A 26,521-nucleotide genomic window follows, 5' to 3' on the forward strand; every position below is an offset into this window, starting at 1 on the left:
TCTTCAGCGCACGATGCCGCGGGTCTGCTGCTGCAGAAAGGCGATCAGAGACTGCACCTGCGCATCCCCGCCCTGCTCCGCCTGCAGCTGGACCAGCGCCTGTTCCAGCGGCAGGCCGCTGCGATACAGCGTCCGGTAGGCCTGCTTGAGTGCGCGCAGGCTGCCGGCGGAGAAATTGCGCCGCTTCAGGCCTTCGCTGTTGAGCCCGTGGACATGGGCGGGATGACCGGAAACCATCATGAAGGGCGGCACATCCTTGCCGATCACGCTGCCGAAGGCGGTGAAGGCATGGGCGCCGATGGCGCAGAACTGGTGCACCAGGGTGAAGCCGCCGAGGATGGCATGGTCACCGACCCGCACGTGCCCGGCCAGGGCGGTATTGTTGGCAAGGATGGTATGACTGCCGACATCGCAGTCGTGGGCGATATGCACATAGGCCATGATCCAGTTGTCATCGCCAAGGGTGGTGCGGCCGCGATCCTGCACGGTCCCGCGATGGATGGTGACCCCTTCGCGGATGGTGTTGTGGTTACCGATGACCAGTTCGGTGGGCTCGCCGGCGTATTTCTTGTCCTGCGGCGCCTCGCCGATGGAGGCGAACTGGTAGATACGGTTGTCGCGGCCGATGCGGGTGGGCCCGTTGATGACCACGTGCGGGCCGATGACCGTGCCCGCCTCGATGCTCACGTCAGGGCCGATCACGCTGAAGGGTCCGACCTCCACCCCGGTCGCCAGCATCGCGCCGGGATCGACCAGGGCCTGGGCATGAATCAAGATTCGACTGCCCTCTCGGTGCACATGAGTTCGGCGCTGGCGGCGAGCTTGCCGTCCACCTTCGCCTCGGCCTCGAACACCCAGATGCCGCGCCGGGTGTTCTTCACCCGCACATGCAGCATCAGTTGATCGCCCGGCTCGACCGGACGCTTGAAGCGGGCCTTGTCCACGCCCACCAGGTAGTAGAGTACGTTCTCCCTGCGCCCTTCCCGGCCCATACTGCGGAAGGCCAGCAGACCGGTGGCCTGGGCCAGCGCCTCGATGACGAGCACACCGGGCATGATGGGTTTTTCCGGAAAGTGCCCGTTGAAGAAGGGCTCGTTGAAACTGACGTTCTTGTAGCCCACCAGGTGTTCGCCGGCGACGTATTCGGTGACCCGGTCGATCAGCAGAAAAGGATAGCGATGCGGCAACTCCCGCATGATTTCATTGATGTCCATTAAAGTGTCAGTCATTCTCGTTGTCCGGTGATTTCTTATCGATTGCGCCGTCCCGCAGCGCGGTCAGCTGTTGTTCCAGACTCTGCAGCCGCCGGGCCATGTCATCGAGACGCCGCAGGCGGGCCTGGATACGGTTCCATTTATCCGCCGGCATGGCGGCGAGTCCGGAGGAATACACACCCGCCTCGGTGATGGAGCGGGTGACCATGGACATGCCGGTCACCACCGTGTGGTCGGCAATCTCCAGGTGCCCCACCACGCCCACACCGCCGGCCAGCAGGCAGTGGCTGCCGATGCGCGCACTGCCGGAGATACCCACACAGCCGGCAACGGCGGTATGTTCGCCGATATGGACGTTGTGCGCCACCTGGATCTGATTGTCGAGCTTGGCGCCGCCGGCAATGACCGTGTTCTCCAGCGCGCCGCGATCGACCGTGGTGTTGGCGCCGATCTCGACATCATCGCCGATCTCCACCCCGCCCAGCTGCGGCACCTTGAGCCAGCGGCCCTGATCCTTGGCGATGCCGAAACCGTCACTGCCGATCACCACGCCGGGATGCAGCAGACAGCCCCGGCCCAGCCTGACCTCGTGACACAGGGTGACATTGGCCACCAGCCGGGTGCCGGCACCCACACGCGCACCGCGGCCGACCAGGCAATTGGGGCCGAGCACACAGTCCTCACCGATGACCGCACCTGCTTCGATAACACAAAGTGGGCCGACACTTGCCGAGGTGTCGACCTGCGCCTGAGGATGCACCACGGCGCTGGGATGCACCCCGGGCGCGGGCGCAGGAAGTTCACTCAGCAGGGTCGCGGCGCGGGCATACGTGGCATAGGGGTTGTCGCTGACCAGCGCCGGCACCGGGCAGTCGGCCAGATCCTCGTCCGCGACGATGACTGCGCTGGCCCGGGTATTGTGGAGGTATTTGCGGTAAGCCGTATTCGCCAGGAAGCTCAGGCCGCCCTCGCGGCCCTGCTGCAGGGTGCAGACGCCGTCGATGCAGGTGGCGCCGTCTCCGACCAGGCGCACTTCCAGTTGACGCGCCAGCGCCTCAAGCGTCCAGGTCAAAGCAGCGCCCCGGATCAGTTGCCCCCGCGCCGCAGCTGTTCCAGCACGGCATCGGTAATATCGATGCGGTCGCTGGCGAAGACGACGCCCTCGAACAGCACCAGGTCATAGCCCTCCGCCTTGGCCAGGGCGACGATGGCATCGTTGAGCTCCTTCTGCAGCCTCGCCAGCAGTTCGTTGCGGCGGATATTCAGATCCTCACGGAACTCGTCCTGCGAGCGTTTCAGATCCCGCTTCTGGTTGAGCAGTTCGCGTTCGGCCTTGCTGCGCTCGGACTCGCTCATCACCGCGCCGTCACGGGTCAGCTTGTCCTCCATCTGCTTGATCTCGCGCTGCAGGGAGATCAACTCCTTCTCGCGCGGAGCGAATTCGGTTTCCATCTGCTTGCTGGCATCCTGGGCCTGCGGGGCCTCCTCCATCAGCTTGGCGGTATTGACGAAACCCACCTTGACCTCGGCCAGCACCGACAGGGGCAACACCAGCAGGGACAGGGCGAAGATACGCATAAGCTTGTTCATGACTGATACCACTCCTCAGTTTCGTTGTCCGGGCCCGACATATCAGGCTGCCGGGTTGATAGCTCAGGGAATCTCTGATTATTTCCCCTTCCGTCATTCCCGCGAAGGCGGGAATCCAGTGGTTTCAGGACATGGATGCCCACTTTTGCGGGCATGACGAATAAATCAGCGCTTGCTCAGAAATTCGTGCCCACGGTGAACTGGAACACCTGCACATCGTCCTCGGGCTCGTCATTGAGCGGCTGGGCCAGACTGAAGGTCAACGCCCCCAGCGGAGACAGCCAGGTCGCGCCGACACCGACAGAATAGCGCAGTTCGTTCGCATCGAAGTCATCCACGTCTTCATAGACATTGCCGATATCGAAAAAGCCGAGCATGCGGAACGAGTTGGAATCGGCGAAGAAGGGCGGCGGGAAGATCAGTTCCACATTGCCCACCGTCTTGAAGGCACCGCCGATGGGGTCGTTGAAGCGGGCGTCACGCGGGCCGAGGGTATTGTCCTCCCAGCCGCGCACCGTGCGCACGCCGCCGGCGAAGAAGTTTTCGAAGAAGGGCAGCGCGTCGAAATCGCCATAAGCCCCGCCGTAGCCTATCTCGGCGTTGAGCGAGAGTGTGAACAGTTCGGTCAGCGGCAGGAATACCTGCTGGCGCAGATTGAGCTTGTAGTACTGCAGGTCCAGCCCCGGCACGGTCACCTCGGCCGACACACTCTGCAGCGTGCCCCGATCGGCGAAGATCGCACGGTTACGTGAATCATATGACCAGCTGCCGGTCAGCTTGAGGGTATCGAAGGTATCCCCCTCCGCATTGATGAAGTCCTCGACGATAAAGGGCGAGATGATCGTCGTGCCCAGTTCGATGTGCTCGTACTCGACATTGAGCCGGATCTGGTTGAATTCGCTGATGGGAATGCCATGGCTGACATTGCCGCCGAAGGAATCGACATTGTATTCGGCGATATTGGCCTCGGCCGCATCGGTCTCGCGGTAGAAGGCGCCGAAGCCGCGGCTGATGCCGTCGATGGTGTAATAGGGGTTGGAATAGTTGAAGCTGTACAGGGTGTCGTAGTCGCTGTTGTTGAAATTCACCGACAGCCGTTTGCCCGTCCCGAGGAAGTTGTTCTGACTGACGCTGGCATTGAGCAGCAGCCCCGAGGACTGGGCGTAGCCCACGCCCAGGATCAGGTTGCCCGAGGGGCGCTCCTTGACCGAGAAGTTGACATCCACCTGGTCGGGCGCGCCCGGGACCGCCGGGGTCTCGACATTGACCTCCTCGAAGAAGCCCAGCCGATCCAGGCGGGTACGCGAGCGCTCCACTGCCGAGGCCGAGAACCAGCCGCGCTCCATCTGGCGCATCTCCCGGCGCAGCACCTCGTCGCGGGTCTTGGTATTGCCGCGCATGTCGATGCGGCGCACATAGACACGCTTGCCGGGGTCGACGAAGAAGGTCACCTGCACCTCCTTGCTCTCCTCATCGACATCCGGAATGGTATTCACGTTGGCAAAGGCATAACCCTCGTTGCCCAGATACTCGCTGATGCGCTCGACCGTGTCGGACACCCGCTTGCGCGAAAAGATTTCTCCGGCATTGACCCCGACCAGCGGAAACAACTCCTCGGCGTCAACCACCAGGTCTCCCGACAACCGCACTTCCTTGATGCGGTACTGCGCCCCCTCCTGCAGGTTGATGGTGATGTAGATATCCTGCTTGTCCGGGGTGATCGACACCTGGGTGGAATCGATATTGAAGTTCAGATAACCGCGATCGAGGTAGAAGGAGCGCAGGGTTTCCAGGTCGCCGGCCAGCTTGCGCTTGGAGTACTGATCCTTGCCGGTATAGAAGGACAGCAGGGTCGGCGTGCTCAATTCGAACTCATCCAACAAGGTCTCGTCGTCATAGACCTCGTTGCCGACGATATTGATCTGCCTGATCCGGGCGGCCTTGCCCTCGGAGACGTCGATGGTGATCCCCACCCGGTTGCGCTCCAGCGGCGTGACGGTGGTGGTGATCTTGACTCCGTACTTGCCGCGCGAAAAGTACTGCACCCGCAATTCCTGCTCGACCTTCTCCAGCAGCGAGCGGTTGAATACCCGACCCTCGGCAAAGCCGATCTGCTTGAGCGAGTCCAGCAGCGGCTCGCTCTCGATGTCCTTGTTGCCGCTGATCTCGATGCTGGAAATGGCCGGGCGCTCGACCAGCGAGACCACCAGCACGCTGCCGTCGCGCTCCAACTGAACATCCTGGAAGAAGCCGGTGCGGAACAGCGCCCGGATCGCCTGCTCCGAACGCGCCTCGTCGAGGGTCTCGCCGGTCTTGACCGGGAGATAGTTGAACACGGTCCCGGCCGAGATGCGCTGCAGCCCCTCGACGCGGATGTCCTCCACGACGAAGGACGTGAAGGCGTGTGCGGCCAGCGGCAGCAGCCACGTCAGAAACAGAACCAGGGCAGTAGGTCGCATAGAGATTATTCTTCAGTCCAAGAGGTTGTGCGTCGCCATCAGCGCAGCAGGCGGGCAAAGTCATTGAAGATTGCCAGCGTCATCAACGCCAGCAGCAGCGCCAGACCGATACGCTGACCCAGCGCCTCGGTCTGTTCCGAGACCGGCCTGCCCCGCAAAAGCTCAATAAGGTAATACATCAGGTGGCCGCCATCCAGTACCGGAATGGGCAGCAGATTGAGCACGCCCAGGCTGATGCTCACCAGCGCCAGCAGACCGACGAATGCCGTCAGGCCGATGCTGGCGGTCTGCCCCGCGTACTGGGCGATGGTCAGGGGCCCGCTGATATTCTCCACCGAGGCCTGGCCGATGAGCATCTTCCACAGGGTGCGCAGCATCAACACGCTCATCTCGCCGGTGCGCGCCAGGCTGCGGCCTGCCGAGTCCAGCGGCCCGTAGCGGACCGTTGTGCGCAGATCCTCGCCGTAACCGGGCGGGATCTCGGGGCCGGCGCCGATGCGCCCGATCACCGCGTCCTCGACCTGTTTGCGCTCCGGGATGAGCTTGATCTGCAGCCGCTCGCCGTCGCGTTCGATCAGGGTATCGATGATCTTCGCCGGCCGGGCGCTGACGAAATCGACCCAGTCGGACCAGGTCGCGATGGGTTCGCCATTGGCCTCGATCACCCGGTCGCCCGGCTGCAGCCCGGCGCGTTCGGCCGGGCTGCCGGGCAGGATCTCGGCCATCACCGGCGGCAATGCCGGCCGCCACGGCAACAGTCCGAGCTTATCGGTGATGTCACCGCGATCAAGCAGACCCGCTACCTGGCCAAGGTCCAGCGTCAGGCTGCGTATATCACCCGCGGGTGAGGCCACCTGCAGGTTCAGCTGGCGCGCGTCCAGCGCCCCGTCGAGCAACGCAATCATGGCCTCGTTCCAGGACGGGATGTCGCGGCCGTCGATGCTGAGCAGTCGATCTTGCTGTACCAGCCCGGCCTCGGCGGCCGGCGAGCCCGGCGGGGGGGTGTCGATGACCGGCTTGAGCCCGGGCACACCACTGACGAACAGGAACCAGTAGGCCAGGATGGCGAACAGGAAATTAAAGAGCGGGCCCGCGGCCACGACCGCGATCCGCGCCAGCACCGGCTTGCGGTTGAAGGCGCGTCCCAGTTCCCGCTCGGGCACCGGCGCCTCGCGCTCGTCCAACATCTTCACGTAGCCGCCCAGCGGAATGGCGGCGATGACGAACTCGGTGCGGTCCGTGCCCCAGCGCCGCGACCAGAGCGGTTTGCCGAAGCCGATGGAGAAGCGCAGCACCTTCACGCCCATGCGCCGCGCCACCCAGAAGTGGCCGAATTCATGCACCGTCACCAGCAGGCCGATGGCGACGACGAAGGCGGCGATGGTGAACAGGATGCCGTTCACGAGACCGCCTGCCGGCGTCCGCGGGCGCACAGTTCGCGCGCCGCTTCGCGGGCGCTCGCGTCGGCCGCGAGCACGGCCTCCAGGCTGCCGGCCGGCTGCGGCGCGAGCCGCCCGAGCACGGCCTCGATCACCTCCGGGATGGAAGTGAAGGCCAGCCCTTCATCGAGAAAGGCCGCCACCGCGACCTCGTTGGCGGCATTGAGGATGGCCGGCGCGGTACCCCCGGCACGAATGGCCTCGTAGGCCAGGCGCAGGCAGGGGAAGCGGTCCAGATCCGGCGCTTCGAAGTCCAGCCGCCCCACCCCGACCAGGTCCAGCGGCGCCACGCCCGAGGCGATGCGCTGCGGCCAGGCCAGGGCATGGGCAATGGGCGTGCGCATGTCGGGATTGCCCAGCTGGGCCAGGACCGAACCGTCGTCATAGTCCACGAGCGAGTGAATCACGCTCTGCGGATGCAGTACCACCTCCACCCGGTCGACCTCGATGGCGAACAGCCAGCAGGCCTCGATCACCTCCAGACCCTTGTTCATCATGGTGGCGGAATCGACCGAGATCTTGCGCCCCATATCCCAGTTCGGGTGCGCCACCGCCTCGGCCGGCGTGACCCCGGCCAGTTCATCGAGGCGGCGGGTGCGGAAGGGACCGCCGGAGGCGGTGAGCAGGATACGGCGCACGCCCTGCGGCGGCTGACCGGCGATGTAGCCGTCGGGCATGCACTGGAACACGGCATTGTGTTCGGAATCGATGGGCAGCAGGGTGGCGCGGTGGCGGCGCACCTGCTCCATGAACAGGGCGCCGGACATGACCAGCGCCTCCTTGTTGGCCAGCAGCACCGTCTTGCCGGCGGCGGCGGCAGCCAGCGTGGGCGGCAGGCCGGCGGCACCGACGATGGCCGCCATGACAGAGTCGACCGCGTCCAGCGTGGCGACCTGCACCAGGCCGTCGTTGCCCGCCAGAACCCGGGTGTCGCTGCCGCCGCGGCGCAGCGCGGTCTCCAGGCGTTCGGCCGCAGCAGTGTCCGCCATTACGGCTAACTCGGGCCGGTGCCGCTCGCAGATACGCAGCATACCCGCGACGTCGGTGTTGGCGGTCACGGCAACGAGCCGATAGCGTTCGGGGTGCCGGGCCAGGACGTCGAGGGTGCTCAGGCCGATGGAGCCGGTTGCCCCGAGCAGGGTCACGCCTGTCTTGGTGTCACTATCCGCCATGATCAGTCCGGCATCAGTCCGAGGTAGAGCAGCCCGCCGACGAACACCGGCGGCGCGGCCAGCAGGCTGTCGACACGGTCCAGCACGCCGCCGTGACCGGGAATGAGTCGGCCACTGTCCTTGACCCCGACCTGGCGCTTGAGTGCGCTGATGAACAGGTCACCCACAATGGACAGAGCCACGGCGACCAGGTTCAACAGTACGAAGAGCAGCTGCTGGCGCGCGGTCCAGTTCGGCACCAGGCTCACGGCCACGGCCAGCACGGCACAGGCCAGCAGGGCCCCGGCGACCCCTTCCCAGGTCTTGCCCGGACTGATGCGCGGGGCCAGCTTGCGGCGGCCGAAGCGGCGGCCGGAGAAATAGGCCGCGCTGTCGGCGACCCAGATCAGCACCAGCAGGTACAGCACCCAGTAGCCGCCCTGCCCCGTCCCGTGCAGTGCGACCAGGGCGATCCAGGCCGGCACCAGCGCCGGCACCGCGGCCAGCCCCTTGATCAGCATCCGCCCGCGGCTCCAGTCGACCCGGGCCAGCCAGGCCAGCGCCAGCAGCCACCAGGCGGTGCCTGCGAGCAGCAGCGGTTCACGGGCCGTGACCGCCCAGCCGCTGCCCCAGGCCGCGTAGAACAGCACCGCTGCCAGCAGGGCAAAGCCCAGCCGCAGGGGCAGCACCGGCAGCGGGATCAGACGCGCCCATTCCCAGGCCCCCAGCACCAGCACAGCGGCAACTGCCGCGGCAAAGGCCGGGGTGGGCAGGGCCAGCACGCCCCAGACGACCAGCGGCAACAGAATCAGCGCTGTGATCAAACGCTGCTTAAGCACCCTGGATGCGCTCCACCTGCTCCCCGGTCTGACCGAAGCGGCGCTGGCGTCCGGCGTACCAGGCCAGCGCCTCCTCCAGGACCAGGGCATCGAAGTCCGGCCACAGCAGGTCGGTGAAATAGAGTTCGGTGTAGGCCAGTTGCCACAGCAGGTAGTTGCTGATGCGCTGCTCGCCACCGGTGCGGATGAACAGGTCGGGTTCGGGCAGATCGGCCAGGGACAGGCCGCGGGCGAAGGTCTCGGCATCGATCTGTTCCGGCGCGAGTTCCCCGGCCCGGACCCGCACGGCCAGCTGCCTGGCAGCCTCGACGATGTCCCAGCGGCCACCGTAATTGACGGCGATGGCCAGCTGCATGCCGGGATTGTCGCGGGTGCGCTGCTCGGATTCCTCCATCAGCCGGCACAGCCTGGCGGAAAAAGCGCTGCGATCGCCGATGAAGCGTACCCGCACACCGTTGGCGTGCAGATCCTCGATCTCCTTGCGCAGGGTATTGATGAACAGATCCATCAACAGCTTGACCTCGGTCGCCGGCCGGCGCCAGTTCTCGCTGCTGAAGGCGAACAGGGTGAGTGCGGCGATACCGCGCTTGCGGCAGGCCTCCACCACCCGGCGCACGGCTTTGACCCCCTCGCGGTGGCCTGCCGGGCGCGGCATGCCGTGACGGCGCGCCCAGCGGCCGTTGCCGTCCATGATGATGGCAAGGTGCCGGGGCAACTCGGCCGCGGTCGGCTTCGGGTCCAGGTGGCGGATATCGGTCATGACGTCGGCGCGCTCAGATCTCCATCAGGTCCTTTTCCTTGGTGGCCAGAACCTCGTCGACCTTGGCCACGTACTGATCGGTGAGTTTCTGGATGGCCTCGCCGGCGCGCCGCTCCTCGTCCTCGGAAATCTCCTTGTCCTTGAGCAGTTCCTTGAAGTCGTTCATGGCATCGCGGCGGATGTTGCGGATCGCCACCTTGGCGCCCTCGGCCTCGCTGCGCACCACCTTGATCAGATCGCGGCGCCGCTCCTCGGTCAGGGGCGGCATCGGGATGCGCATCACCGTGCCGGCCACGGCCGGGTTCAGGCCCAGGTCGGATTCCAGAATGGCCTTCTCCACCTTGGACACCATCGGCTTCTCCCAGGGTGTGACCACCAGGGTGCGGGCATCCTCTACATTGATGTTGGCCACCTGGTTGAGCGGCACCTCGCTGCCGTAGTACTCCACGGTGATGTGCTCGAGCAGGCTGGGATGGGCGCGCCCGGTGCGGATCTTGGACATCTCGGTCTTCAGCGCCTCGACGCTCTTGCCCATCCGGGTCCTGGCGTCCTGGGTGATTTCATCGATCACGACGCGACTCCTGTTTGGCTAACCATCGTTGCATTCATAACGTCATTCCACCCGGGTCCCGATCGCTTCGCCCGTGGCCGCGCGGCGCAGATTGCCCGGTTCGTGAATATTGAATACCTGCAGCGGCAGCCTGTTCTCACGACACAGCGCCAGCGCGGTGGTATCCATGACCATGAGCCGACGATCAATGGCCTCGTCATAGCTCAGATGCTCGAACCGTTCGGCATCGGGATTGCGCTTGGGATCGTCCGAATAGACGCCATCGACCTGGGTGGCCTTGAACAGAATATCCGCCTGGATCTCGATGGCCCGCAGGCTGGCGGCGGAATCGGTGGTGAAATAGGGATTGCCGGTGCCGCCGGCGAAGATCACCGCCCGCCCCTGCTCCAGATGGCGAATGGCGCGGTCGCGATCGAACGGCTCGCTCAGTGTACCCACGCTGAAGGCCGTCATCAGCCGACAGGGCGAACCCAGCCGGATCAGCGCATCCTGCATGGCCAGCGAGTTCATCACCGTGGCCAGCATGCCCATCTGATCGCCCTTGACCCGGTCCATGCCGGCGGCGGCCAGACCCGCACCGCGGAAGATGTTGCCGCCGCCGATCACCAGACCGACCTGAACCCCCTCCTTCAGCAGATCGCTGATCTCGGTCGCAAACCGGTTCAGGGTCGCAGGATCGATCCCCGACTCCATCGGGCCCATCAGGGCCTCGCCACTGAGCTTGAGCAGGATCCGCCGATAAGTGTCAGGCATAAAAATCTTCTTTATCAGAGCATTAAAAGGAAAATCTGATTTTTGACTTTAATACATCCCCGACGGGGCAGCGCTATTGTCGGTCTTTTTGCACTGAAATGCCACGCATGCAATGGGGCCGCAGTGCGGCCCCATCTCGGCATGCTCCGGCAGCGGCCGGTTTGAACCCGACCGGCTTATTCGCCGCGCACCTGCGCCATCACTTCGTCGGCGAAGTTTTCCTGCTTCTTCTCGATGCCCTCGCCGAGTTCCATGCGGTTGAAGCCGAGCACCCGGGTGCCGGCCTGCTCCAGCAGCTTGGCAACGCTGGTGTCCGGATCCTTGACGAAGGGCTGGCCCAGCAGGGTGATCTCCTTGAGATACTTGTTGATGCGGCCCTGGACCATCTTCTCGACGATGTCGGCCGGCTTGCCGCTCTCGGCGGCCTGGGCCTCGATGATCTCGCGCTCCTTGGCCAGCATCTCGGCCGGGACGTCCTGCTCGTCGACCGCGGCCGGACGGCTGGCGGCCACGTGCATGGCCAGATCCCGGGCCAGGTCGGGGTTGGCGTCGGCCAGTTCTACCAGCACGCCGATGCGGGTACCGTGCAGATAGGCGCCCAGATAGCCGTCAGTGGAGACGGTGACGAAGCGGCGCACGGCAATGTTCTCGCCCAGTTTGGCGACCAGCGCCTTGCGCGCCTCCTCGATGCTCTGGCTGTCGGCATCGCTCAGCGGCATGGCCAGCAGGGCATCCAGATCCGCCGGCTGGCTGGCCAGCACGCGTTTGGCGACCTTCTCGGCGAAGTCGCGGAACTCGTCCTTCTTGGCGACGAAGTCGGTCTCGCTGTTGACCTCGACCAGGGCGGCCTGCTTGCCGTCCTCGCCGGCCTCGATCACGATCAGGCCTTCGGCGGCCACCCGGCCTGCCTTCTTGTCGGCCTTGGCCAGCCCGGCCTTGCGCAGAACCTCGATGGCGGCGTCCATATCGCCGCCGGCCTCGGTCAGCGCCTTCTTGCACTCCATCATGCCGGAGCCGGTGCGCTCGCGAAGTTCTTTCACTTGTGCTGCAGAGATTGCCATGACGCTACTCCTGAAATCTTTTTAACCCCGTCGTTGGCAGGGTCTGGATAAAGGTGCCAACTATCGTCATCCACGGGATGGTCGACTTGAGTCGAGAACCTTGGGTTGATTCGTCATGCCCGCGCAGGCGGGCATCCATGTCTCTGAAACCCCTGGATCCCCGCTTTCGCGGGGATGACGGAAAGGGTGATTGTTCAGGGGTTCCTTGGCGCTTCGGCTCAGGCCTTGGCTTCGGCGCCTTCCCCGCCGGCCTCGTCGACCTCGACGAAGTCGTCCTCGCCCTCGGGAATGCGCACGGCGGTGCCGCGCCCGGCCAGTACGGCATCGGCTGCACCCTGCACATAGAGGCGGATGGCGCGAATGGCATCGTCATTGCCGGGGATCACGTAGTCGATGCCGTTGATGGAATTGTTGGTGTCCACCACGCCGATGACGGGCACGCCCAGTTTCCTGGCCTCGCTGACGGCGATCTTCTCGTGGCCGACATCGATGACGAACATGGCATCGGGGATGCCCTTCATGTTCTTGATACCGCCCAGGCTGCGCTCGAGCTTCTCCATCTCGCGGCGCAGCATCAGCGCCTCCTTCTTGCCGACCTGCTCGAAGGTGCCGTCGGTGGACATGGCCTCCAGGTCCTTGAGCCGGCGGATGGACTGGCGCACGGTCTTGTAGTTGGTGAGCATGCCGCCGAGCCAGCGGTGGCTGACGTAGGGCATGCCGCAGCGCTGCGCCTCCTCGGCGATGGCATCACGGGCCGAGCGCTTGGTGCCGACGAACAGGATGCTCCCGCCCTTGGCGGCAAGGCTGCCGAGGTAGTTCATCGCCTCGTTGTACAGCGGGAGGGTCTTTTCCAGGTTGATGATGTGGATCTTGCTGCGTTCACCGAAGATGAACGGCGCCATTTTGGGGTTCCAGAAGCGGGTCTGATGTCCGAAGTGCACGCCGGCTTCCAGCATCTGGCGCATGGTAACGTCTGCCATGAGATATCCTCTCGGGTTGGGCCTCCATACCCCCCATACAGCAACCCCTGTCAACCGGGCACCCCGCTGTATGTGTCGGAGTATGTGTGGTTTTTGAGATAAAAATTCGCCCTCACTCAGTGGGGGCGGCGCTTAACAAGCGCGACTTTATACCATAAACTGCCTGTCTCAACAATCTTCCCCGACACCCGCCCGACACGACGCAATCAGAAAATTCAGGATCTTACATGGCCGTTACTATCAAGTCCCTCGAGGAAATCGAAAAAATGCGCATTGCCGGCCGCCTGGCCGCGGATGTACTGCAGATGATCCGCCCCCACGTCAAGGCCGGGGTAACCACGGGCGAGCTGGATCGTATCTGCCATGATTTCATCGTCAACGAGCAGCAGGCCGTGCCGGCGCCGCTGAACTACCGCGGTTTTCCCAAGTCCATCTGCACCTCCATCAATCATCAGATCTGTCACGGCATCCCCGGGGACAAGAAGCTCAAGAACGGCGACATCCTCAATATCGACGTCACCGTGATCAAGGACGGTTATCACGGCGATACCAGCCGCATGTTCTGCGTCGGTGAACCCAGCGTACAGGCCGGGCGACTGATCCGGGTCTGCTACGACGCCATGCGCACCGGCATCGAGATGGTCAGACCCGGCGTGCAGCTCGGCGACATCGGCCATGCCATCCAGACCTTCGTCGAGTCCAACAACTACTCCGTGGTGCGCGAGTACTGCGGCCACGGCATCGGGCGGGAATTCCATGAGGATCCGCAGGTGCTGCATTACGGTCGTCCGGGCACCGGGCTGGAACTGCGGCCGGGGATGATCTTCACCATCGAACCCATGGTCAACGCCGGCAAGCGCCACACCAAGATGCTGCCCGACAACTGGACCGTGGTGACCAAGGACCACAGCCTCTCGGCCCAGTGGGAACATACCGTGCTGGTGACCGGGGACGGCTTCGAGGTGCTGACCCTGCATCCGTCCGAATCGCTGGATACCATGCCGGAATATCCATGATTGCCACCCCGGAACCCCGGATCCAGTTCCCCGACCGTCCGGCGCTGCCCGACATCCTGGACACCGGGGCGCTGGATGCGCAGCTGGCCGGCAACGCACGGCCGATGGCGGTACTGCGCGAGGCGCTGAAGCAGGGGGACGCCACCCTGCGCCATCACTTCGAGGCGGGCGCGCCCGCGCCGGAACTGGTCTACGGCCGCTGCTGGCTGATCGACCAGTTGCTGCGCCGGGCCTGGGCGCTGTACTTCGACCCGCAGGCCACTGACATCTCCCTCGTCGCGGTCGGCGGCTACGGCCGCGCCGAACTGCTGCCGGGTTCTGACATCGACCTCCTCATCCTGCTGGCGGAAGGCGCCGAGCCGGGCCATGCGGAAGCCATCCGCGAATTCCTCGCCGACCTCTGGGACATGGGGGTGGAGGTCGGTCACAGCGTGCGCACCATCGCCGAGTGCGTGGAACACGGCCGCGCCGACATCACCATCGCCACCAACCTGCTGGAGGCGCGCCACCTGACCGGCTCCCATGCCCTCTACGAGCAGATGCGCGAGCGCACCGGCCCGGAGCACATGTGGAATGGCCGCGACTTCTTCGACGCCAAGCTCAGGGAACAGGATGTCCGCCATCACAAGTACCACGACACCGCCTACAACCTGGAACCGAACATCAAGGAAAACCCCGGCGGACTGCGCGACATCCAGATGATCGGCTGGGTCGCCAAGCGCCACTACGGCGTGCTGACCCTGCACGGACTGGTCGAGCATGGCTTCCTTACCGAGCACGAATACGAAACCCTGGTCGAGGGCCAGTCCTTCCTCTGGCGCATCCGCTTCGCCCTGCACAGCCTCACCCGCCGGCGCGAAGACCGGCTGCTGTTCGACCATCAGCGCACGCTGGCCGCCCAACTCGGCTACCAGGCCGCGGATTCGCCCAACCTGTCGGTCGAGTTGTTCATGAAGGACTACTACCGCACGGTGTTCGAGCTCAATCGGCTCAACGAAATGCTGTTGCAGCTGTTCAAGGAGCAGATCCTCTATGCTGACGATTCCGCCGACCCGGTGGTCATCAACAAGCGGTTCCAGTCGCGCAAGGGCTTCATCGAGGTCGCCCACCCGAACGTATTCAGGCGCTACCCCTTCGCGCTGCTGGAGATCTTTCTGGTCATGGCCCAGCACCCCAATCTCAAGGGTGTGCGCGCCTCCACCATCCGCCTGATCCGGGACCACCGGCACCTGATCGACGAGGATTTCCGCAACGACCTGCGCAGCCGCGCCCTGTTCATGGAGATCATCCGCCAGCCCCACGGCGTGACTCACGAACTGCGGCGCATGAACCGCTACGGCATTCTCGCTGCCTATCTGCCGGTATTCGGCAGGATCGTCGGCCAGATGCAGTACGACCTGTTCCACGCCTTCACCGTGGATGAGCACACCCTGTTCGTGGTGCGCAACATCCGCCGGCTGACCGTGCCCGAATTCGCCCACGAACTGCCGTTTGCGAGCGAACTGATCAGGAAGATCCCCAAGCAGGAACTGCTGATCCTGGCCGCGCTGTTTCATGACATCGCCAAGGGCCGCGGCGGCGATCACTCCGAGCTCGGCGCCGATGAGGCGCGCCGCTTCTGCCAGCATCATGGCCTGAGCCGCTATGACTCCGAACTGGTGGCCTGGCTGGTGCAGAATCATCTGCTCATGTCGACCACGGCGCAGCGGCGCGATATCAGCGACCCGGCCGTGATCAACGAGTTTGCCCAGGCCGTGGGCAGCCGTATGCGTCTGAACTATCTCTACCTGCTGACCGTCGCCGATATCCGCGGCACCAACCAGGAGCTGTGGAACTCCTGGAAGGCGGCACTGCTGAGCGAACTCTACAACGTCACCAGCCAGGCCCTGCGCCGGGGGCTGGAGAACCCGCTCGACCAGGCCGAACTGGTCGCCGTCACCCGCCACCGCGCCCGTGACCGGCTGCTGGAGGACGGCTTCGACCAGGACCAGCTCGAACCGCTGTGGGACAACTTCACCGAGGAATACTTCCTGCGCCACTCGCCGGACGAGATCGTCTGGCAGACCCACGCCATCCTCGACCGGGACGATCCGCACGCCCCGCTGATCGCACTGCGCCCGAGCCCCGAACGCGGCGGCACCGAGATCTTCGTCTACATGCCGACCGACCCCGGTCTGTTCGAGCGTATCACCGCCATGCTCGACCAGATGGGGCTGGATGTCATGGACGCGCGCATCCTCACCTCCGAGGATCACTATGCCCTGGACAGCTACGTGGTACTGGACGATCACGGCCGGGCGATCGAGGATCCGGCCCGCATCCGCGAGATCCGCCAGGCCCTGATCCAGGGCCTGGGCAAGCCGCACGGCGAGGCCACCCGCGTGACCCGGCGGCCACCGCGCCAGTTCCGTCACTTCGATATCCGCACCCTGATCGAGTTCAAGCAGGACGCGCCCAACCAGCGCACCATCATGGAACTGATCACCGGCGACCGTCCCGGGCTGCTGTCGGCCGTGGCGCGCGCCTTCACCCACTGCGACGTCAATATCCGCAATGCCCGCATCGCCACCTTCGGCGCCCGTGCCGAGGACGTGTTCTACATCACTGACCACGACCACCGGCCGATCCGCGACCAGGCGGTGCTGGACTCCCTGCGTGAGCACATCATCAACGAGCTTGAGCAGAAAACGGACCAGGACCCGGCGTCTGGTACCTAGAACCTGCTTTCATTTACACTACACTCAAGGTAACGCAATCAGAAGGAAGGGAGATCGAACATGACCAAGCCCCCGCTGTACGAAACTCCGGACAAGCCAGCGATGCCGGATCCCGGCGACCCCATGGCGGATCTGGAGGAATGGTCGGAATCCCGTGCCCATACCCTGGCGACGGAAGAGGGTATCACCCTGAGTGACGAACACATGACGCTGCTGCACGGGCTGCGCGAACTGTATCGCAAGAATCCGCACTTCCACGCCCGGGAGGCGCTGGAGTGCATGGAGGACCGCACCGCAGCCAACGGCGGCAAGAAGCATCTCTACGAATTGTTTCCGAAGGGGCCGGTGCGCCAGGCCTGCAGGATCGCCGGTCTGCCGGTGCCGGCCGACGCCAAGAACGAATCCTTCGGCAGCGTGATGTAACCCCCTCCCGCCCGACCGGACCACGGCGACAGGCACCCTGCGGTGCCTGTCGTGTTCCGGCGCGGCTCGCCATCCCTGAGAACCGCAGAAATCCCATGCAGTTAAAAAACAAGTTCATTTATCGGCACTGCTTTGTCGCCGACTCGGCCATCCATGGCAAGGGCCTGTTCGCCAAGGCCTTCATTCCCGAAGACACCTACCTGGGCAGCTACATCGGACCGGCGGCCAGCCGCAACGGGCCGCATGTGCTGTGGGTAACGGATGAAAACGGCGTGCGCCGGGCCCGTGACGGCAAGAACTTCCTCCGCTACCTCAACCACAGCACCGAACCCAACGCCGCCTTCGACGGTTTCGACCTGTTCGCCCTGCGCGACATCCGGCCGCGGGAGGAAATCACCATCGATTACGGCGAGGAACCGAATCCCGACGACTGCCCGGGCTGAGCGATCAGTTCCACGGCGTTGCCATCGGGATCGCGGCAGAAGGCCGCCGCCCGACCCGAGCGGCTGCGACCGACCGCCACGCCGGCCGCCTCCAGCCGCGCCAGCACGCCCTCGAAGTCCGCCACCGACAACGCCAGATGCCGATCGCGCCCGCCATGCGCGGGCCGGTCCGCGACCGGGTCGGGATTGGGCAGTTCCAGCAGGTGGATCTGGGCCGCGCCCACATCCAGCCAGGCGCCCGGATAACCCAGATCGGGCCGGTCGGGGTTGACCGGCAGACCCAGCAGGTCGCGGTAGAATTCCAGCGCCCGCGCCGTATCGGCGACGATGACACTGACGTGGTGCAATCGGGTTGTCGTCATGCGGTATCTCCAGATCTTCGTAGGTCGGGTTAGCCCGGAGGGCGTAACCCGACACAACCCGCGGACCATGTCGGGTTACGCTGCGCTAACCCGACCTACCAAAACCGCAATCCTCCATTCAATCCACCTCCCCCTGCCGCCGCGCGGCATGTGCGGAGACATAGGCCGCGGCCACGATCAGTGCTCCGCCGCCCCATTCCTGCGGCTTGACCAGTTCGTGCGCCAGCAGGTAGGAGGACACCGCCCCGGCCACCAGCTCGAACAGCAGGATGACCGCCGAGCGGTGAATGGGCAGGTGGCTGACGCCGTACTGCACGGTCAGGGTCATCACCACGATGCCGAAGATGCCCAGTCCGACCGCACCCAGCCAGACGCCGCCGGCCACCGTCGGCACTTCAGTCTGCCCGGCCACGACCAGCATGGTCAGTGCCACGACAAGCACACCGACCCAGCTCACGGCGGTCTTGCTCCAGACGCTCAGCGCCTGCATGCGTCGGATCATCACGTTGCTGAGCGCAAAGCCGAACCCGGCCGAGACCGCCAGCCAGTCGCCGGTTCCCTGCGGCCAGGGCAGGCCGAGGGCCGGGTTCCAGAGCATGATAACGGCGCCGGTCAGCGCCATGGCGAACACCAGCCTGGCCTCGCGGCTGAGTCGCTCGCCCAGGATCAGCCGCGCCAGGATCACCGACCACAGCGGCGAGAGATAGAACAGCAGCAGCACCCGCATCACCGGGCCCTCGATCACCGCCAGTACGAAGGCCACATTGCACCAGCCGTTGGCCAGCGCCATCACCAGCAGGGCCTGCGGATCGCGGCGCAGTTCGCCGCCGTGACGCCACAGCAGCACCAGTCCGAGCAGCATGGCGGTGCTGTAGGCGATCAGAATGCTCCACAGGCCGTGCAGGCCGCCGCCTTCCAGCAGCCGCAGGGGGTACCAGACGGTACCCCACATGCAGGCGGCCAGCAGCAGGCTGAGGATGGGCAGCAGAGTCAAGTTGCGGTGTGTCACAGGATGGTGGATTGCGTATAATGTTCAGCTGTTTTGTCGGAAACCGCGCGGGCGCTGCCGGCGTGCGGCCGGCACACCATAACACGCCGACCGGCGTCAGGTATCAGGCTCAATCAGGACATGAACCCGGATCTGGAACGGCTGCAGCCCTACCCCTTCGAACGCCTGGCCCGGCTCAAGGCAGACGCCTCGCCGCCGGTGGACAGGGCCCATATCGATCTGTCCATCGGCGAGCCCAAGCATGCTGCCCCGCATTTTGTCGCCGAGGCCCTGATCAGTCACCTGCATGGCCTGTCGCAGTATCCGGTCACTCGCGGCCAGCCCGAACTGCGTCGTGCCGTCGCCGACTGGCTGAGCCGCCGTTTTCAGCTGCCGGCCGACAGCCTGGATCCGCAGACCATGGTGCTGCCGGTCAACGGCACCCGCGAGGCCCTGTTCGCCTTCGCCCAGGCCGTGGTCGACCGCAATGCGGCCCGGCCGCGGGTGCTCATGCCCAATCCCTTCTACCAGATCTACGAGGGCGCGGCCCTGCTGGCCGGCGCCGAGCCGGTTTTGCTCAACACCACCCCGGAATCGGGCTACCTGCCCGATTTCGACCGGGTGCCCGAGGCCGTCTGGGCCGACTGTCAGCTGCTCTATCTCTGCTCGCCCGGCAACCCCACCGGCACCGTGCTGAACATTGCGACGCTGCAGCGGCTGATCGAACTGGCCGAGCGGCATGACTTCATCCTCGCCGCCGACGAGTGCTATTCCGAGATCTATCCCGACGAGGCCGCGCCGCCGCCCGGCCTGCTGCAGGCCGCCGCCGCCATGGGCCGCACCGACTATCGCCGCTGCGTGGTATTCCACAGCCTGTCCAAGCGCTCCAACCTGCCGGGGCTGCGTTCGGGCTTCGTCGCCGGTGACGCCGAGGTGCTGCAGGCCTTCTTCCGCTATCGCACCTATCACGGTTGCGCCATGCCGCCGGCCACCCAGGCCGCCAGCCTGCAGGCCTGGCAGGACGAGGCGCACGTGCGCGACAATCGCGAACTGTACCGGCAGAAGTTCGCGGCCGTCACCGACATCCTGCAGCCGGTACTCGACGTCGCCCCGCCGCAGGCCGGCTTCTACCTGTGGCCGCGCACCCCGATCGCGGACACCGACTTCGCCCGCGGCCTGTTCGCCGAGGAACAGGTCACGGTGCTGCCCGGCAGTTTTCTTTCCCGCGACACCGACAGCGGCAACCCCGGTGCCGACCATGTACGCATGGCCCTGGTCGCGCCGCTGGAGGACTGCATCGAGGCCGCCCACCGCATCCGGTCATTCATCGAACGCATCAACCCCTAAAGGACACAGACCCATGAGCGAAATCCAGAGCATCATCGAGGAGGCCTTCGAGCGCCGCGCCGACATCAACCCGCGCAATGTCGAAACCCTGGTCAAGGAGGCGGTGCTGGAGGCGATGGGCATGCTGGACTCGGGCCAGGCCCGGGTGGCGGAGAAGATCGACGGCAACTGGGTGGTGCATGACTGGCTGAAGAAGGCCGTGCTGTTGTCCTTCCGCATCGAAGACAACGCCTTCATCAAGGGCGGCTACACCAACTACTACGACAAGGTGCCGTCCAAATATGCCGATTACAACTCGCGCGCCTTCCGCGACGACGGCGTGCGCGTGGTACCGCCGGCCACCGCCCGGCGCGGCAGCTACATCGCCCCCGGCGTGGTGCTGATGCCCTCCTACGTCAACATCGGCGCCTATGTCGACTCCGGCACCATGGTCGACACCTGGGCCACCGTGGGCTCCTGTGCCCAGATCGGGAAGAACGTGCATCTGTCCGGCGGTGTCGGCATCGGCGGCGTGCTGGAGCCGATCCAGGCCGCCCCCACCATCATCGAGGACAACTGCTTCATCGGCGCCCGCTCCGAGATCGTCGAGGGCGTGATCGTCGAGGAAGGTTCGGTCATCTCGATGGGCGTCTACATCGGCCAGAGCACCAAGATCTACGACCGCGACACCGGCGAGGTCCTCTACGGCCGGGTACCCGCCGGCTCGGTGGTGGTATCCGGCAACCTGCCCTCGAAGGACGGCAGCTACAGCCTGTACTGCGCCGTCATCGTGAAGAAGGTCGACGAGAAGACCCGCGGCAAGGTGGGCCTCAACGAACTGCTGCGGGATATCTGAATACAGGCCCCAGATGCTAGGTTCCAGGGCCGAGGTATAGTACCGTAGGTCGGGTCAGCCCGAAGGGCATAACCCGACGCCATCCGGCCCTGTGTCGGGTTACGCTGCGGCTGACCCGACCTACCTTGGACCTGGTACGCAGAACCTAGAACCTGATTTATGGCCGACAACCTCTTCACCCTCATCCTGACCGTCTTCGTCGGCGCGGGCCTGGCCGGCTGGGCCTCGCGCTTCGGGCGGTTGCACGCGGCCTGGGTAGCGGGGGTTACGGTACTGTTCGCGCTGGGCCATCTGTGGCGGCCGATGCAGGCGGTGTTCGCCGGCGAGACCCTGGTCAGCCGCACGGCCTGGATTCCCACCGCGGGGCTCGATCTCGGCTTCCGCCTCGACGGGCTGGGCCTGCTGTTCACCCTGCTCATCCTCGGCATCGGCCTGCTGATCGTCCTCTACGCCCGCTACTACCTGTCGCCGCGCGACTGCATGGGGCGCTTCTTCAGCTATCTGCTGCTGTTCATGGGCGCGATGCTGGGCATCGTGCTGTCGGAGAACATCATCCAGCTGCTGGTGTTCTGGGAGCTGACCAGCCTGACCTCGTTTCTGCTGATCAGCTACTGGCAGGACCGGCCGGAGGCGCGCCAGGGCGCGCGCATGGCCCTGGCCATCACCGGCGCGGGCGGACTGGCCATGCTGGGCGGCTTCATCCTGCTGGGCCAGATCGCGGGCAGCTACGAGTTGTCGGTGATCCTGGACTCGGGCCCGGAGATCCGCGCCCATCCGCTGTATGTGCCGATGCTGGTGCTGGTGCTGCTCGGCGCCTTCACCAAGTCGGCCCAGTTCCCGTTTCATTTCTGGCTGCCCAACGCCATGGCCGCGCCGACGCCGGTCTCGGCCTATCTGCACTCGGCCACCATGGTCAAGGCCGGCGTGTTCCTGCTGGCGCGCCTGTTCCCGGCCCTGTCGGGCACGCCGGAGTGGGCCTGGCTGGTCGGCGGCGCCGGCCTGGCCACCCTGCTGGTGGGCGCCGTCTTCGCCCTGTTCAAGCACGATCTGAAGGGCCTGCTGGCCTACTCCACCATCAGCCACCTGGGCCTGATCACCCTGCTGTTCGGCATCGGCACCCCGCTGGCGGCGGTGGCCGGCGTGTTCCACATCATCAATCACGCCATCTTCAAGGCCTCGCTGTTCATGGCCGCCGGCATCATCGACCACGAGACCGGCAGCCGCGACATGCGCCGGCTCAACGGCCTGTGGAAGTACATGCCGCACACCGCGCTGCTGGCGATGGTCGCGGCCGCCTCCATGGCCGGGGTGCCGCTGCTCAACGGCTTCCTGTCCAAGGAGATGTTCTTCGCCGAGGCGGTCAGCGCCAGCACCTATCTGCAGCTGGGCTGGCTGCTGCCGGCCCTGGTCACCCTGGCCGGCGTGTTCGCCGTGGCCTACTCCTTCCGCTTCATCCACGACGTCTTCTTCAACGGCGAGCCCATCGACCTGCCGAAGATGCCGCACGAGCCGCCGCGCTGGATGAAGGTGCCGGTGGAGATGCTGGTCGCGCTGTGCCTGCTGGTGGGTATCCTGCCGGGGCTGACCGTGGAGCCGATTCTCACCCTGGCCGCCGGCGGCGTGCTGCAGACCGCGCCGCCGCACTTTGATCTGGCCATCTGGCACGGCCTGAGTCCGGCGCTGCTGATGAGCGTGGTCGCGCTGGTCGGCGGCGGTCTGGTCTATGCCACGCGCTATCCGTTGTTCCGGCTGCACGACCGCTGCGAACCCCACTGCCAGGCGAAATCCGTATTCGACGCCCTGATGACCGGCCTGTTCGCCGCCGCGACCGGGCTGACCCGGGCCCTGGACAGCCGCTCGCTGCCGCGCATGGTCGCCCTGTTCGTGGCCTTCGCCGCCCTGCTGGGACTGACGGGCTGGCTCGGCGGCGGCGGGCCGCTGACCGGCAGCCGCGCCCTGCTGCCGATCGACGGCATCAGCCTGCTGGCCGCCGCCGGCCTGGTCGCGGCGGCGCTGGCCACCGTGATCCTGCACCGCCAGCGTCTGGTGGCACTGGTGCTGATCGGCGCGGTCGGCCTGGTGGTCTCGCTCATCTTCATCAAGTTCTCCGGCCCCGACCTGGCGCTGACCCAGCTGTCGGTGGAGGTGGTCACCATCGTGCTGCTGCTGCTGGCGCTTTACTTCCTGCCGCAGGAAGCGCCGGCGGACTCCTCCGTCCCGCGGCGCGCACGTGATGGCCTGCTGGCCGTGGCCGCCGGCACCGGCACCGGGCTGCTGGCCTGGGCGGTGCTGACCCGGCCGCTGGAGAGCATTTCGGATTACTTTCTCGCCAACAGCGTGCCGGGCGGCGGCGGCCACAACGTGGTCAATGTGATCCTGGTGGATTTCCGTGGCTTCGACACCCTGGGCGAGATCACGGTACTGGGCATCGCCGCGCTCGGGATCTACGCCATGCTGGAACACCTGGTCCTGCCCGGCCCGGCCTATGACAGCCGCGGCCGACCCTGGAACTGGGACATGCACCCGGCGGTGATGGCCTCGCTGACGCGGCTGCTGCTGCCGCTGGCGCTGCTGGTTTCGGCCTTCATCTTCCTGCGCGGACACAACCTGCCCGGCGGCGGCTTCATCGCCGGCCTGATCACCGCCGTGGCCATCATCATGCAGTACCTGGCCAACGGCGTGGAGTGGACCCAGTCGCGGCTGCCGGCCAACATGCACCCGCTGGTCGGGCTGGGCCTGCTGGTGGCCACCGCCACCGGCCTGGTGAGCCTGGTCTACGGTTATCCCTTCCTGACCTCGGCCTACAGCCATGTACACTGGCCGGTGGTCGGGGAGTTCGAGATCGCCTCGGCCATCGCCTTCGATCTCGGGGTGTACATGGTGGTCGTGGGCGCAACCCTGCTGATCCTCATCCACCTCGGCCTGATGCACAGCGCCAGCCATACGCCGCGCCCGACCGCCGGAGACTATCGCTGATGGAAGCCCTCGTTGCCGTCATCATCGGTGTGCTCACCGCCTGCGGGGTGTATCTCAGCCTGCGCCGGCGCAGCTTCCCCGTGGTGCTGGGCATCACCCTGCTGTCCTACGCGGTGAACCTGTTCCTGTTCGCCATGGGCCGGCTGACCATCGGCCGGCCGGCCGTCATTGACGCGGCCGCGGCCGGCTACACCGACCCGCTGCCGCAGGCGCTGGTACTGACCGCCATCGTCATCAGCTTCGCCATGACCGCCTTCGTCATCATGCTCGCACTCAAGGCCCGCGCCGAGCTGGGCGACGACCGGGTCGACGGGAACCGGCCGACATGATGCAGCATCTGGTCATCGCGCCCGTGCTGCTGCCGCTGCTGGCCGGTATCGCGCTGCTGCTGCTGCGGCCGCTGCCCATCGGCTGGCGCCGGGTGCTGAGTCTGCTGGCCGTGCTGGCGCAGGTGTGGCTGGCCCTGCTGCTGCTCGGGCAGGCCGGTGACGGCGGCATTTTCACCTATGCCCTGGGCGACTGGCCGGCCCCCTATGGCATCGTGCTGGTGGCCGACCGGCTGGCCGCGGGCATGCTGCTGATCACTGCCCTGCTGGGCCTGCTGGCCCTGCTCTATGCCAGCCGCGGCACCGATCTGGAAGGCCGGCATTTCCATGTGCTGTTCCAGCTGCAGCTGTTCGGCCTGAACGGAGCCTTCCTCACCGGCGACCTGTTCAACCTGTTCGTCTTCTTCGAGATCCTGCTGCTGGCCTCCTACGGTCTGCTGCTGCACGGCGGCGGACCGGAGCGCACCCGCGCCGGGCTGCACTTCGTGGTCATCAACCTGGCCGGCTCCACCCTGTTCCTGTTCGCGGTCGGCACCCTCTACGGCGTGCTCGGCACCCTCAACATGGCCGATCTGGCCCGGCGCATGGCCCAGGTCGGCCCCGCCGAGTTGGGCCTGGTGCAGGCCGCCGGTCTACTGCTGTTCGGGGTGTTTGCCCTGAAGGCCGCGCTGGTGCCGCTGTACCTGTGGCTGCCCGCCGCCTATGCCGGCACCAGCGCGCCGGTGGCGGCCCTGTTCGCCGTCATGACCAAGGTCGGGGTCTACAGCATCGTGCGCCTGGACACCCTGATCTTCGGCGCGCAGGCCGGTGACAGCGCCCATCTGCTGGGCGACTGGCTGCTGCCGCTGGCGCTGCTCACGCTGGCCATCGGCATGGCCGGGGTGGTGGCCAGCACCGGCCTGCGCCAGCAGGCCGCCTACCTGGTCATCGCCTCGGTCGGCACCCTGCTCATCGCCGCCGGCCTGGGCACGGCCGGTGGGCTGGCCGCCGGTCTCTACTACCTGCCACACACCACCTTCGCCGCCGCCGCCCTGTTCCTGCTCGCCGACAGCATCGCCCGCCGCCGCGGCAAACTGGCCGACCGCTTCGCCCCGGACGGCACCCTGAGTCATCCACGCCTGCTGGGCGGGCTCTTCTTCATCACCGCCGTGCTGATCGCCGGCCTGCCGCCGCTGTCGGGCTTTGTGGCCAAGTTCCTCATCCTGCGCGCGGCCCTGCCGCATCCGGACCTGGCCTGGATAATGGCGGTGGTACTGGTGACCAGCCTGCTGGCGCTCATCGCCCTGGCCCGCAGCGGCAGTGTGCTGTTCTACCGCGCGCGCGTGGTCAATCCGCCGGCGGGCGGCGAGCGTCTGCTGCCGGAACTGGCGCCTGCCGCCGCCCTGCTGCTGCTGTGCCTGGGACTGGTCCTCTGGGCCGGGCCTGTGCACGAATACACCCTGCGCACGGCCCAGCAGCTGCATCACCCGCAGATCTATATCGACGCCGTACTGGGTCGGGAGGTCGCGCCATGATCCAGCGTCTGCTGCCGCATCCCCTGCTCACTCCCATCCTGGCCCTGGTCTGGATGCTGCTGGCGAACGAATTCAGTGCCGGGCACGCCGTGCTGGGCCTGCTGCTGGGCTGGGCCATCCCCATCTTCACCCTGCGCTTCTGGCCGGAGCAGACCCGCATCCGCCGGCCGCTGACCCTGCTGCGCTTCATCGCCGTGGTGCTGTATGACATCCTCATCGCCAACCTGGCCGTGGCGCAGCTCATCGTCAGCCGTCCCCGCCGCCTGCAGCCGGCCTTCCTGGAAGTGCCGCTGGATGTCCGTTCGGACCTGGCCATCAGCCTGCTGGCCAACACCATCTCGCTCACCCCGGGCACGGTCTCGGCCGAACTCTCGCCCGAGCGCGACCGACTGTTGGTGCACGCCCTGCACGCGACCGATACCGAGGCCCTGGTGGCGACCATCAAGACGCGCTACGAGGCACCGCTGAAGGAGATCTTCGAGGAATGATCGACACCGCGCTCACTATCGCCTTCACCCTGGTCGGGCTGGCCGTGGCGTTGAGCCTGTGGCGGCTGCTGCGCGGCCCGGACGCGCCGGATCGCATCCTGGCCCTGGATACCCTGTACGTGAACACCATCGCCCTGCTGGTGCTGTTCGGCATCCAGATCGACAGCAATATCTACTTCGAGGCGGCGCTGCTGATCGCCCTGATGGGCTTCGTGGGAACGGTCGCGCTGTGCAAGTATCTGCTGCGCGGGGACATCATCGAGTGAACA

26 protein-coding genes are annotated in these 26,521 nt (G+C 65.8%); 11 read left to right on the forward strand and 15 right to left on the reverse strand.

Annotated features, from left to right (window positions below; translation table 11 throughout):
• Nucleotides 1-3: 3 nt before the first annotated feature.
• From lpxA to rpsB, 13 genes are all read right to left on the reverse strand, one after another.
• Nucleotides 4-774 carry an acyl-ACP--UDP-N-acetylglucosamine O-acyltransferase gene (gene lpxA, locus CFK21_RS10080; RefSeq protein ID WP_096366537.1) on the reverse strand — a complete coding sequence of 257 codons (771 nt, stop codon included), beginning with the start codon at nt 772-774 and terminating at the stop codon, nt 4-6.
• Nucleotides 771-1,229 carry a 3-hydroxyacyl-ACP dehydratase FabZ gene (gene fabZ, locus CFK21_RS10085; RefSeq protein WP_096366538.1) on the reverse strand — a complete coding sequence of 153 codons (459 nt, stop codon included), beginning with the start codon at nt 1,227-1,229 and terminating at the stop codon, nt 771-773. Before fabZ ends, lpxA begins: the two co-directional genes overlap by 4 nt.
• Nucleotides 1,222-2,286, reverse strand: coding sequence for a UDP-3-O-(3-hydroxymyristoyl)glucosamine N-acyltransferase (lpxD, locus tag CFK21_RS10090; protein ID WP_231971498.1), 1,065 nt, complete (start codon nt 2,284-2,286; stop codon nt 1,222-1,224). The genes fabZ and lpxD overlap by 8 nt, the downstream gene beginning before the upstream one ends.
• Nucleotides 2,287-2,300: 14 nt before the next feature.
• Nucleotides 2,301-2,804, reverse strand: coding sequence for an OmpH family outer membrane protein (locus CFK21_RS10095; RefSeq protein ID WP_096366540.1), 504 nt, complete (start codon nt 2,802-2,804; stop codon nt 2,301-2,303).
• Nucleotides 2,805-2,980: 176 nt separating this feature from the next.
• Entirely contained in the window at nt 2,981-5,263 is a 2,283-nt protein-coding gene (gene bamA / locus CFK21_RS10100) for an outer membrane protein assembly factor BamA (protein WP_096366541.1), read from the reverse strand.
• Between the two features lie 38 nt (nt 5,264-5,301).
• The gene (gene rseP, locus CFK21_RS10105) at nt 5,302-6,666 is read right to left on the reverse strand and encodes an RIP metalloprotease RseP (protein WP_096366542.1); all 1,365 of its coding nucleotides are present in this window, start codon (nt 6,664-6,666) and stop codon (nt 5,302-5,304) included.
• Nucleotides 6,663-7,874: a 1-deoxy-D-xylulose-5-phosphate reductoisomerase gene (ispC, locus tag CFK21_RS10110; RefSeq protein ID WP_096366543.1), complete on the reverse strand. Its 1,212-nt coding sequence runs from the start codon at nt 7,872-7,874 to the stop codon at nt 6,663-6,665. The genes rseP and ispC overlap by 4 nt, the downstream gene beginning before the upstream one ends.
• 2 nt (nt 7,875-7,876) lie before the next feature.
• The gene (locus CFK21_RS10115; RefSeq protein WP_096366544.1) at nt 7,877-8,692 is read right to left on the reverse strand and encodes a phosphatidate cytidylyltransferase; all 816 of its coding nucleotides are present in this window, start codon (nt 8,690-8,692) and stop codon (nt 7,877-7,879) included.
• Nucleotides 8,685-9,452 carry a polyprenyl diphosphate synthase gene (gene uppS / locus CFK21_RS10120; RefSeq protein ID WP_096366545.1) on the reverse strand — a complete coding sequence of 256 codons (768 nt, stop codon included), beginning with the start codon at nt 9,450-9,452 and terminating at the stop codon, nt 8,685-8,687. The genes CFK21_RS10115 and uppS overlap by 8 nt, the downstream gene beginning before the upstream one ends.
• A 13-nt stretch (nt 9,453-9,465) precedes the next feature.
• Entirely contained in the window at nt 9,466-10,023 is a 558-nt protein-coding gene (gene frr / locus CFK21_RS10125) for a ribosome recycling factor (RefSeq protein ID WP_096366546.1), read from the reverse strand.
• 42 nt (nt 10,024-10,065) lie between these two features.
• Nucleotides 10,066-10,776 carry a UMP kinase gene (gene pyrH / locus CFK21_RS10130; protein WP_096366547.1) on the reverse strand — a complete coding sequence of 237 codons (711 nt, stop codon included), beginning with the start codon at nt 10,774-10,776 and terminating at the stop codon, nt 10,066-10,068.
• 176 nt (nt 10,777-10,952) lie between these two features.
• Nucleotides 10,953-11,837 carry a translation elongation factor Ts gene (gene tsf / locus CFK21_RS10135; RefSeq protein WP_096366548.1) on the reverse strand — a complete coding sequence of 295 codons (885 nt, stop codon included), beginning with the start codon at nt 11,835-11,837 and terminating at the stop codon, nt 10,953-10,955.
• Between the two features lie 218 nt (nt 11,838-12,055).
• Nucleotides 12,056-12,817, reverse strand: coding sequence for a 30S ribosomal protein S2 (gene rpsB / locus CFK21_RS10140; RefSeq protein ID WP_096366549.1), 762 nt, complete (start codon nt 12,815-12,817; stop codon nt 12,056-12,058).
• Nucleotides 12,818-13,044: 227 nt separating this feature from the next.
• Here rpsB and map point away from each other — a divergent pair, with 227 nt between their 5' ends.
• From map to CFK21_RS10160, 4 genes are all read left to right on the forward strand, one after another.
• On the forward strand, nt 13,045-13,833 hold the full coding sequence (gene map / locus CFK21_RS10145) for a type I methionyl aminopeptidase (protein WP_096366550.1): 789 nt from the start codon (nt 13,045-13,047) through the stop codon (nt 13,831-13,833).
• Entirely contained in the window at nt 13,830-16,550 is a 2,721-nt protein-coding gene (gene glnD / locus CFK21_RS10150) for a [protein-PII] uridylyltransferase (protein ID WP_096366551.1), read from the forward strand. The genes map and glnD overlap by 4 nt, the downstream gene beginning before the upstream one ends.
• A gap of 60 nt (nt 16,551-16,610) precedes the next feature.
• Nucleotides 16,611-16,973 carry a TusE/DsrC/DsvC family sulfur relay protein gene (locus CFK21_RS10155; protein WP_096366552.1) on the forward strand — a complete coding sequence of 121 codons (363 nt, stop codon included), beginning with the start codon at nt 16,611-16,613 and terminating at the stop codon, nt 16,971-16,973.
• 95 nt (nt 16,974-17,068) lie between these two features.
• Nucleotides 17,069-17,416 (forward strand): SET domain-containing protein, encoded by a 348-nt coding sequence (locus CFK21_RS10160; protein ID WP_096366553.1) that lies wholly within the window; start codon nt 17,069-17,071, stop codon nt 17,414-17,416.
• Here the strand turns inward: CFK21_RS10160 and CFK21_RS10165 are convergent.
• A complete protein-coding gene (locus CFK21_RS10165) occupies nt 17,377-17,778 on the reverse strand; it encodes a VOC family protein (RefSeq protein WP_096366554.1) in 402 nt (133 codons plus the stop codon). The two genes, CFK21_RS10160 and CFK21_RS10165, sit on opposite strands and share 40 nt — an antisense overlap.
• Nucleotides 17,779-17,896: 118 nt before the next feature.
• Nucleotides 17,897-18,787: a DMT family transporter gene (locus CFK21_RS10170; RefSeq protein ID WP_197702940.1), complete on the reverse strand. Its 891-nt coding sequence runs from the start codon at nt 18,785-18,787 to the stop codon at nt 17,897-17,899.
• A gap of 120 nt (nt 18,788-18,907) precedes the next feature.
• Here CFK21_RS10170 and dapC point away from each other — a divergent pair, with 120 nt between their 5' ends.
• The 7 genes from dapC to CFK21_RS10205 all read left to right on the forward strand — a co-directional run bounded on the left by dapC (nt 18,908) and on the right by CFK21_RS10205 (nt 26,518).
• Nucleotides 18,908-20,113 carry a succinyldiaminopimelate transaminase gene (dapC, locus tag CFK21_RS10175; RefSeq protein ID WP_096366555.1) on the forward strand — a complete coding sequence of 402 codons (1,206 nt, stop codon included), beginning with the start codon at nt 18,908-18,910 and terminating at the stop codon, nt 20,111-20,113.
• Between the two features lie 13 nt (nt 20,114-20,126).
• Nucleotides 20,127-20,948: a 2,3,4,5-tetrahydropyridine-2,6-dicarboxylate N-succinyltransferase gene (gene dapD, locus CFK21_RS10180; protein ID WP_096366556.1), complete on the forward strand. Its 822-nt coding sequence runs from the start codon at nt 20,127-20,129 to the stop codon at nt 20,946-20,948.
• A gap of 159 nt (nt 20,949-21,107) precedes the next feature.
• Complete coding sequence (locus CFK21_RS10185) at nt 21,108-23,924, forward strand: monovalent cation/H+ antiporter subunit A (RefSeq protein WP_096366557.1); 2,817 nt, start codon at nt 21,108-21,110, stop codon at nt 23,922-23,924.
• Entirely contained in the window at nt 23,924-24,253 is a 330-nt protein-coding gene (locus tag CFK21_RS10190; RefSeq protein ID WP_096366558.1) for a Na+/H+ antiporter subunit C, read from the forward strand. The genes CFK21_RS10185 and CFK21_RS10190 overlap by 1 nt, the downstream gene beginning before the upstream one ends.
• Nucleotides 24,253-25,764 (forward strand): monovalent cation/H+ antiporter subunit D, encoded by a 1,512-nt coding sequence (locus CFK21_RS10195; protein WP_096367578.1) that lies wholly within the window; start codon nt 24,253-24,255, stop codon nt 25,762-25,764. Before CFK21_RS10190 ends, CFK21_RS10195 begins: the two co-directional genes overlap by 1 nt.
• Nucleotides 25,761-26,252: a Na+/H+ antiporter subunit E gene (locus tag CFK21_RS10200; protein ID WP_096366559.1), complete on the forward strand. Its 492-nt coding sequence runs from the start codon at nt 25,761-25,763 to the stop codon at nt 26,250-26,252. Before CFK21_RS10195 ends, CFK21_RS10200 begins: the two co-directional genes overlap by 4 nt.
• Nucleotides 26,249-26,518 carry a K+/H+ antiporter subunit F gene (locus CFK21_RS10205; RefSeq protein WP_096366560.1) on the forward strand — a complete coding sequence of 90 codons (270 nt, stop codon included), beginning with the start codon at nt 26,249-26,251 and terminating at the stop codon, nt 26,516-26,518. The genes CFK21_RS10200 and CFK21_RS10205 overlap by 4 nt, the downstream gene beginning before the upstream one ends.
• Nucleotides 26,519-26,521 lie beyond the last annotated feature (3 nt).

Origin of the sequence: Thiohalobacter thiocyanaticus (assembly GCF_002356355.1) — a bacterium.
Classification (GTDB): domain Bacteria; phylum Pseudomonadota; class Gammaproteobacteria; order Thiohalobacterales; family Thiohalobacteraceae; genus Thiohalobacter; species Thiohalobacter thiocyanaticus_A.

Excerpts from the sequence above, each read along its gene's own strand:
- pyrH (WP_096366547.1), bottom strand. The coding sequence starts at position 10,776 with ATGCCTGACACTTATCGGCGGATCCTGCTCAAGCTCAGTGGCGAGGCC.
- CFK21_RS10195 (WP_096367578.1), top strand. The coding sequence starts at position 24,253 with ATGCAGCATCTGGTCATCGCGCCCGTGCTGCTGCCGCTGCTGGCCGGT.
- tsf (WP_096366548.1), bottom strand. The coding sequence starts at position 11,837 with ATGGCAATCTCTGCAGCACAAGTGAAAGAACTTCGCGAGCGCACCGGC.
- CFK21_RS10155 (WP_096366552.1), top strand. The coding sequence starts at position 16,611 with ATGACCAAGCCCCCGCTGTACGAAACTCCGGACAAGCCAGCGATGCCG.
- CFK21_RS10165 (WP_096366554.1), bottom strand. The coding sequence starts at position 17,778 with ATGACGACAACCCGATTGCACCACGTCAGTGTCATCGTCGCCGATACG.
- bamA (WP_096366541.1), bottom strand. The coding sequence starts at position 5,263 with ATGCGACCTACTGCCCTGGTTCTGTTTCTGACGTGGCTGCTGCCGCTG.
- ispC (WP_096366543.1), bottom strand. The coding sequence starts at position 7,874 with ATGGCGGATAGTGACACCAAGACAGGCGTGACCCTGCTCGGGGCAACC.
- dapD (WP_096366556.1), top strand. The coding sequence starts at position 20,127 with ATGAGCGAAATCCAGAGCATCATCGAGGAGGCCTTCGAGCGCCGCGCC.
- CFK21_RS10190 (WP_096366558.1), top strand. The coding sequence starts at position 23,924 with ATGGAAGCCCTCGTTGCCGTCATCATCGGTGTGCTCACCGCCTGCGGG.
- CFK21_RS10200 (WP_096366559.1), top strand. The coding sequence starts at position 25,761 with ATGATCCAGCGTCTGCTGCCGCATCCCCTGCTCACTCCCATCCTGGCC.
- fabZ (WP_096366538.1), bottom strand. The coding sequence starts at position 1,229 with ATGACTGACACTTTAATGGACATCAATGAAATCATGCGGGAGTTGCCG.
- rpsB (WP_096366549.1), bottom strand. The coding sequence starts at position 12,817 with ATGGCAGACGTTACCATGCGCCAGATGCTGGAAGCCGGCGTGCACTTC.
- CFK21_RS10205 (WP_096366560.1), top strand. The coding sequence starts at position 26,249 with ATGATCGACACCGCGCTCACTATCGCCTTCACCCTGGTCGGGCTGGCC.
- CFK21_RS10185 (WP_096366557.1), top strand. The coding sequence starts at position 21,108 with ATGGCCGACAACCTCTTCACCCTCATCCTGACCGTCTTCGTCGGCGCG.
- CFK21_RS10160 (WP_096366553.1), top strand. The coding sequence starts at position 17,069 with ATGCAGTTAAAAAACAAGTTCATTTATCGGCACTGCTTTGTCGCCGAC.
- dapC (WP_096366555.1), top strand. The coding sequence starts at position 18,908 with ATGAACCCGGATCTGGAACGGCTGCAGCCCTACCCCTTCGAACGCCTG.
- map (WP_096366550.1), top strand. The coding sequence starts at position 13,045 with ATGGCCGTTACTATCAAGTCCCTCGAGGAAATCGAAAAAATGCGCATT.
- uppS (WP_096366545.1), bottom strand. The coding sequence starts at position 9,452 with ATGACCGATATCCGCCACCTGGACCCGAAGCCGACCGCGGCCGAGTTG.
- CFK21_RS10095 (WP_096366540.1), bottom strand. The coding sequence starts at position 2,804 with ATGAACAAGCTTATGCGTATCTTCGCCCTGTCCCTGCTGGTGTTGCCC.
- glnD (WP_096366551.1), top strand. The coding sequence starts at position 13,830 with ATGATTGCCACCCCGGAACCCCGGATCCAGTTCCCCGACCGTCCGGCG.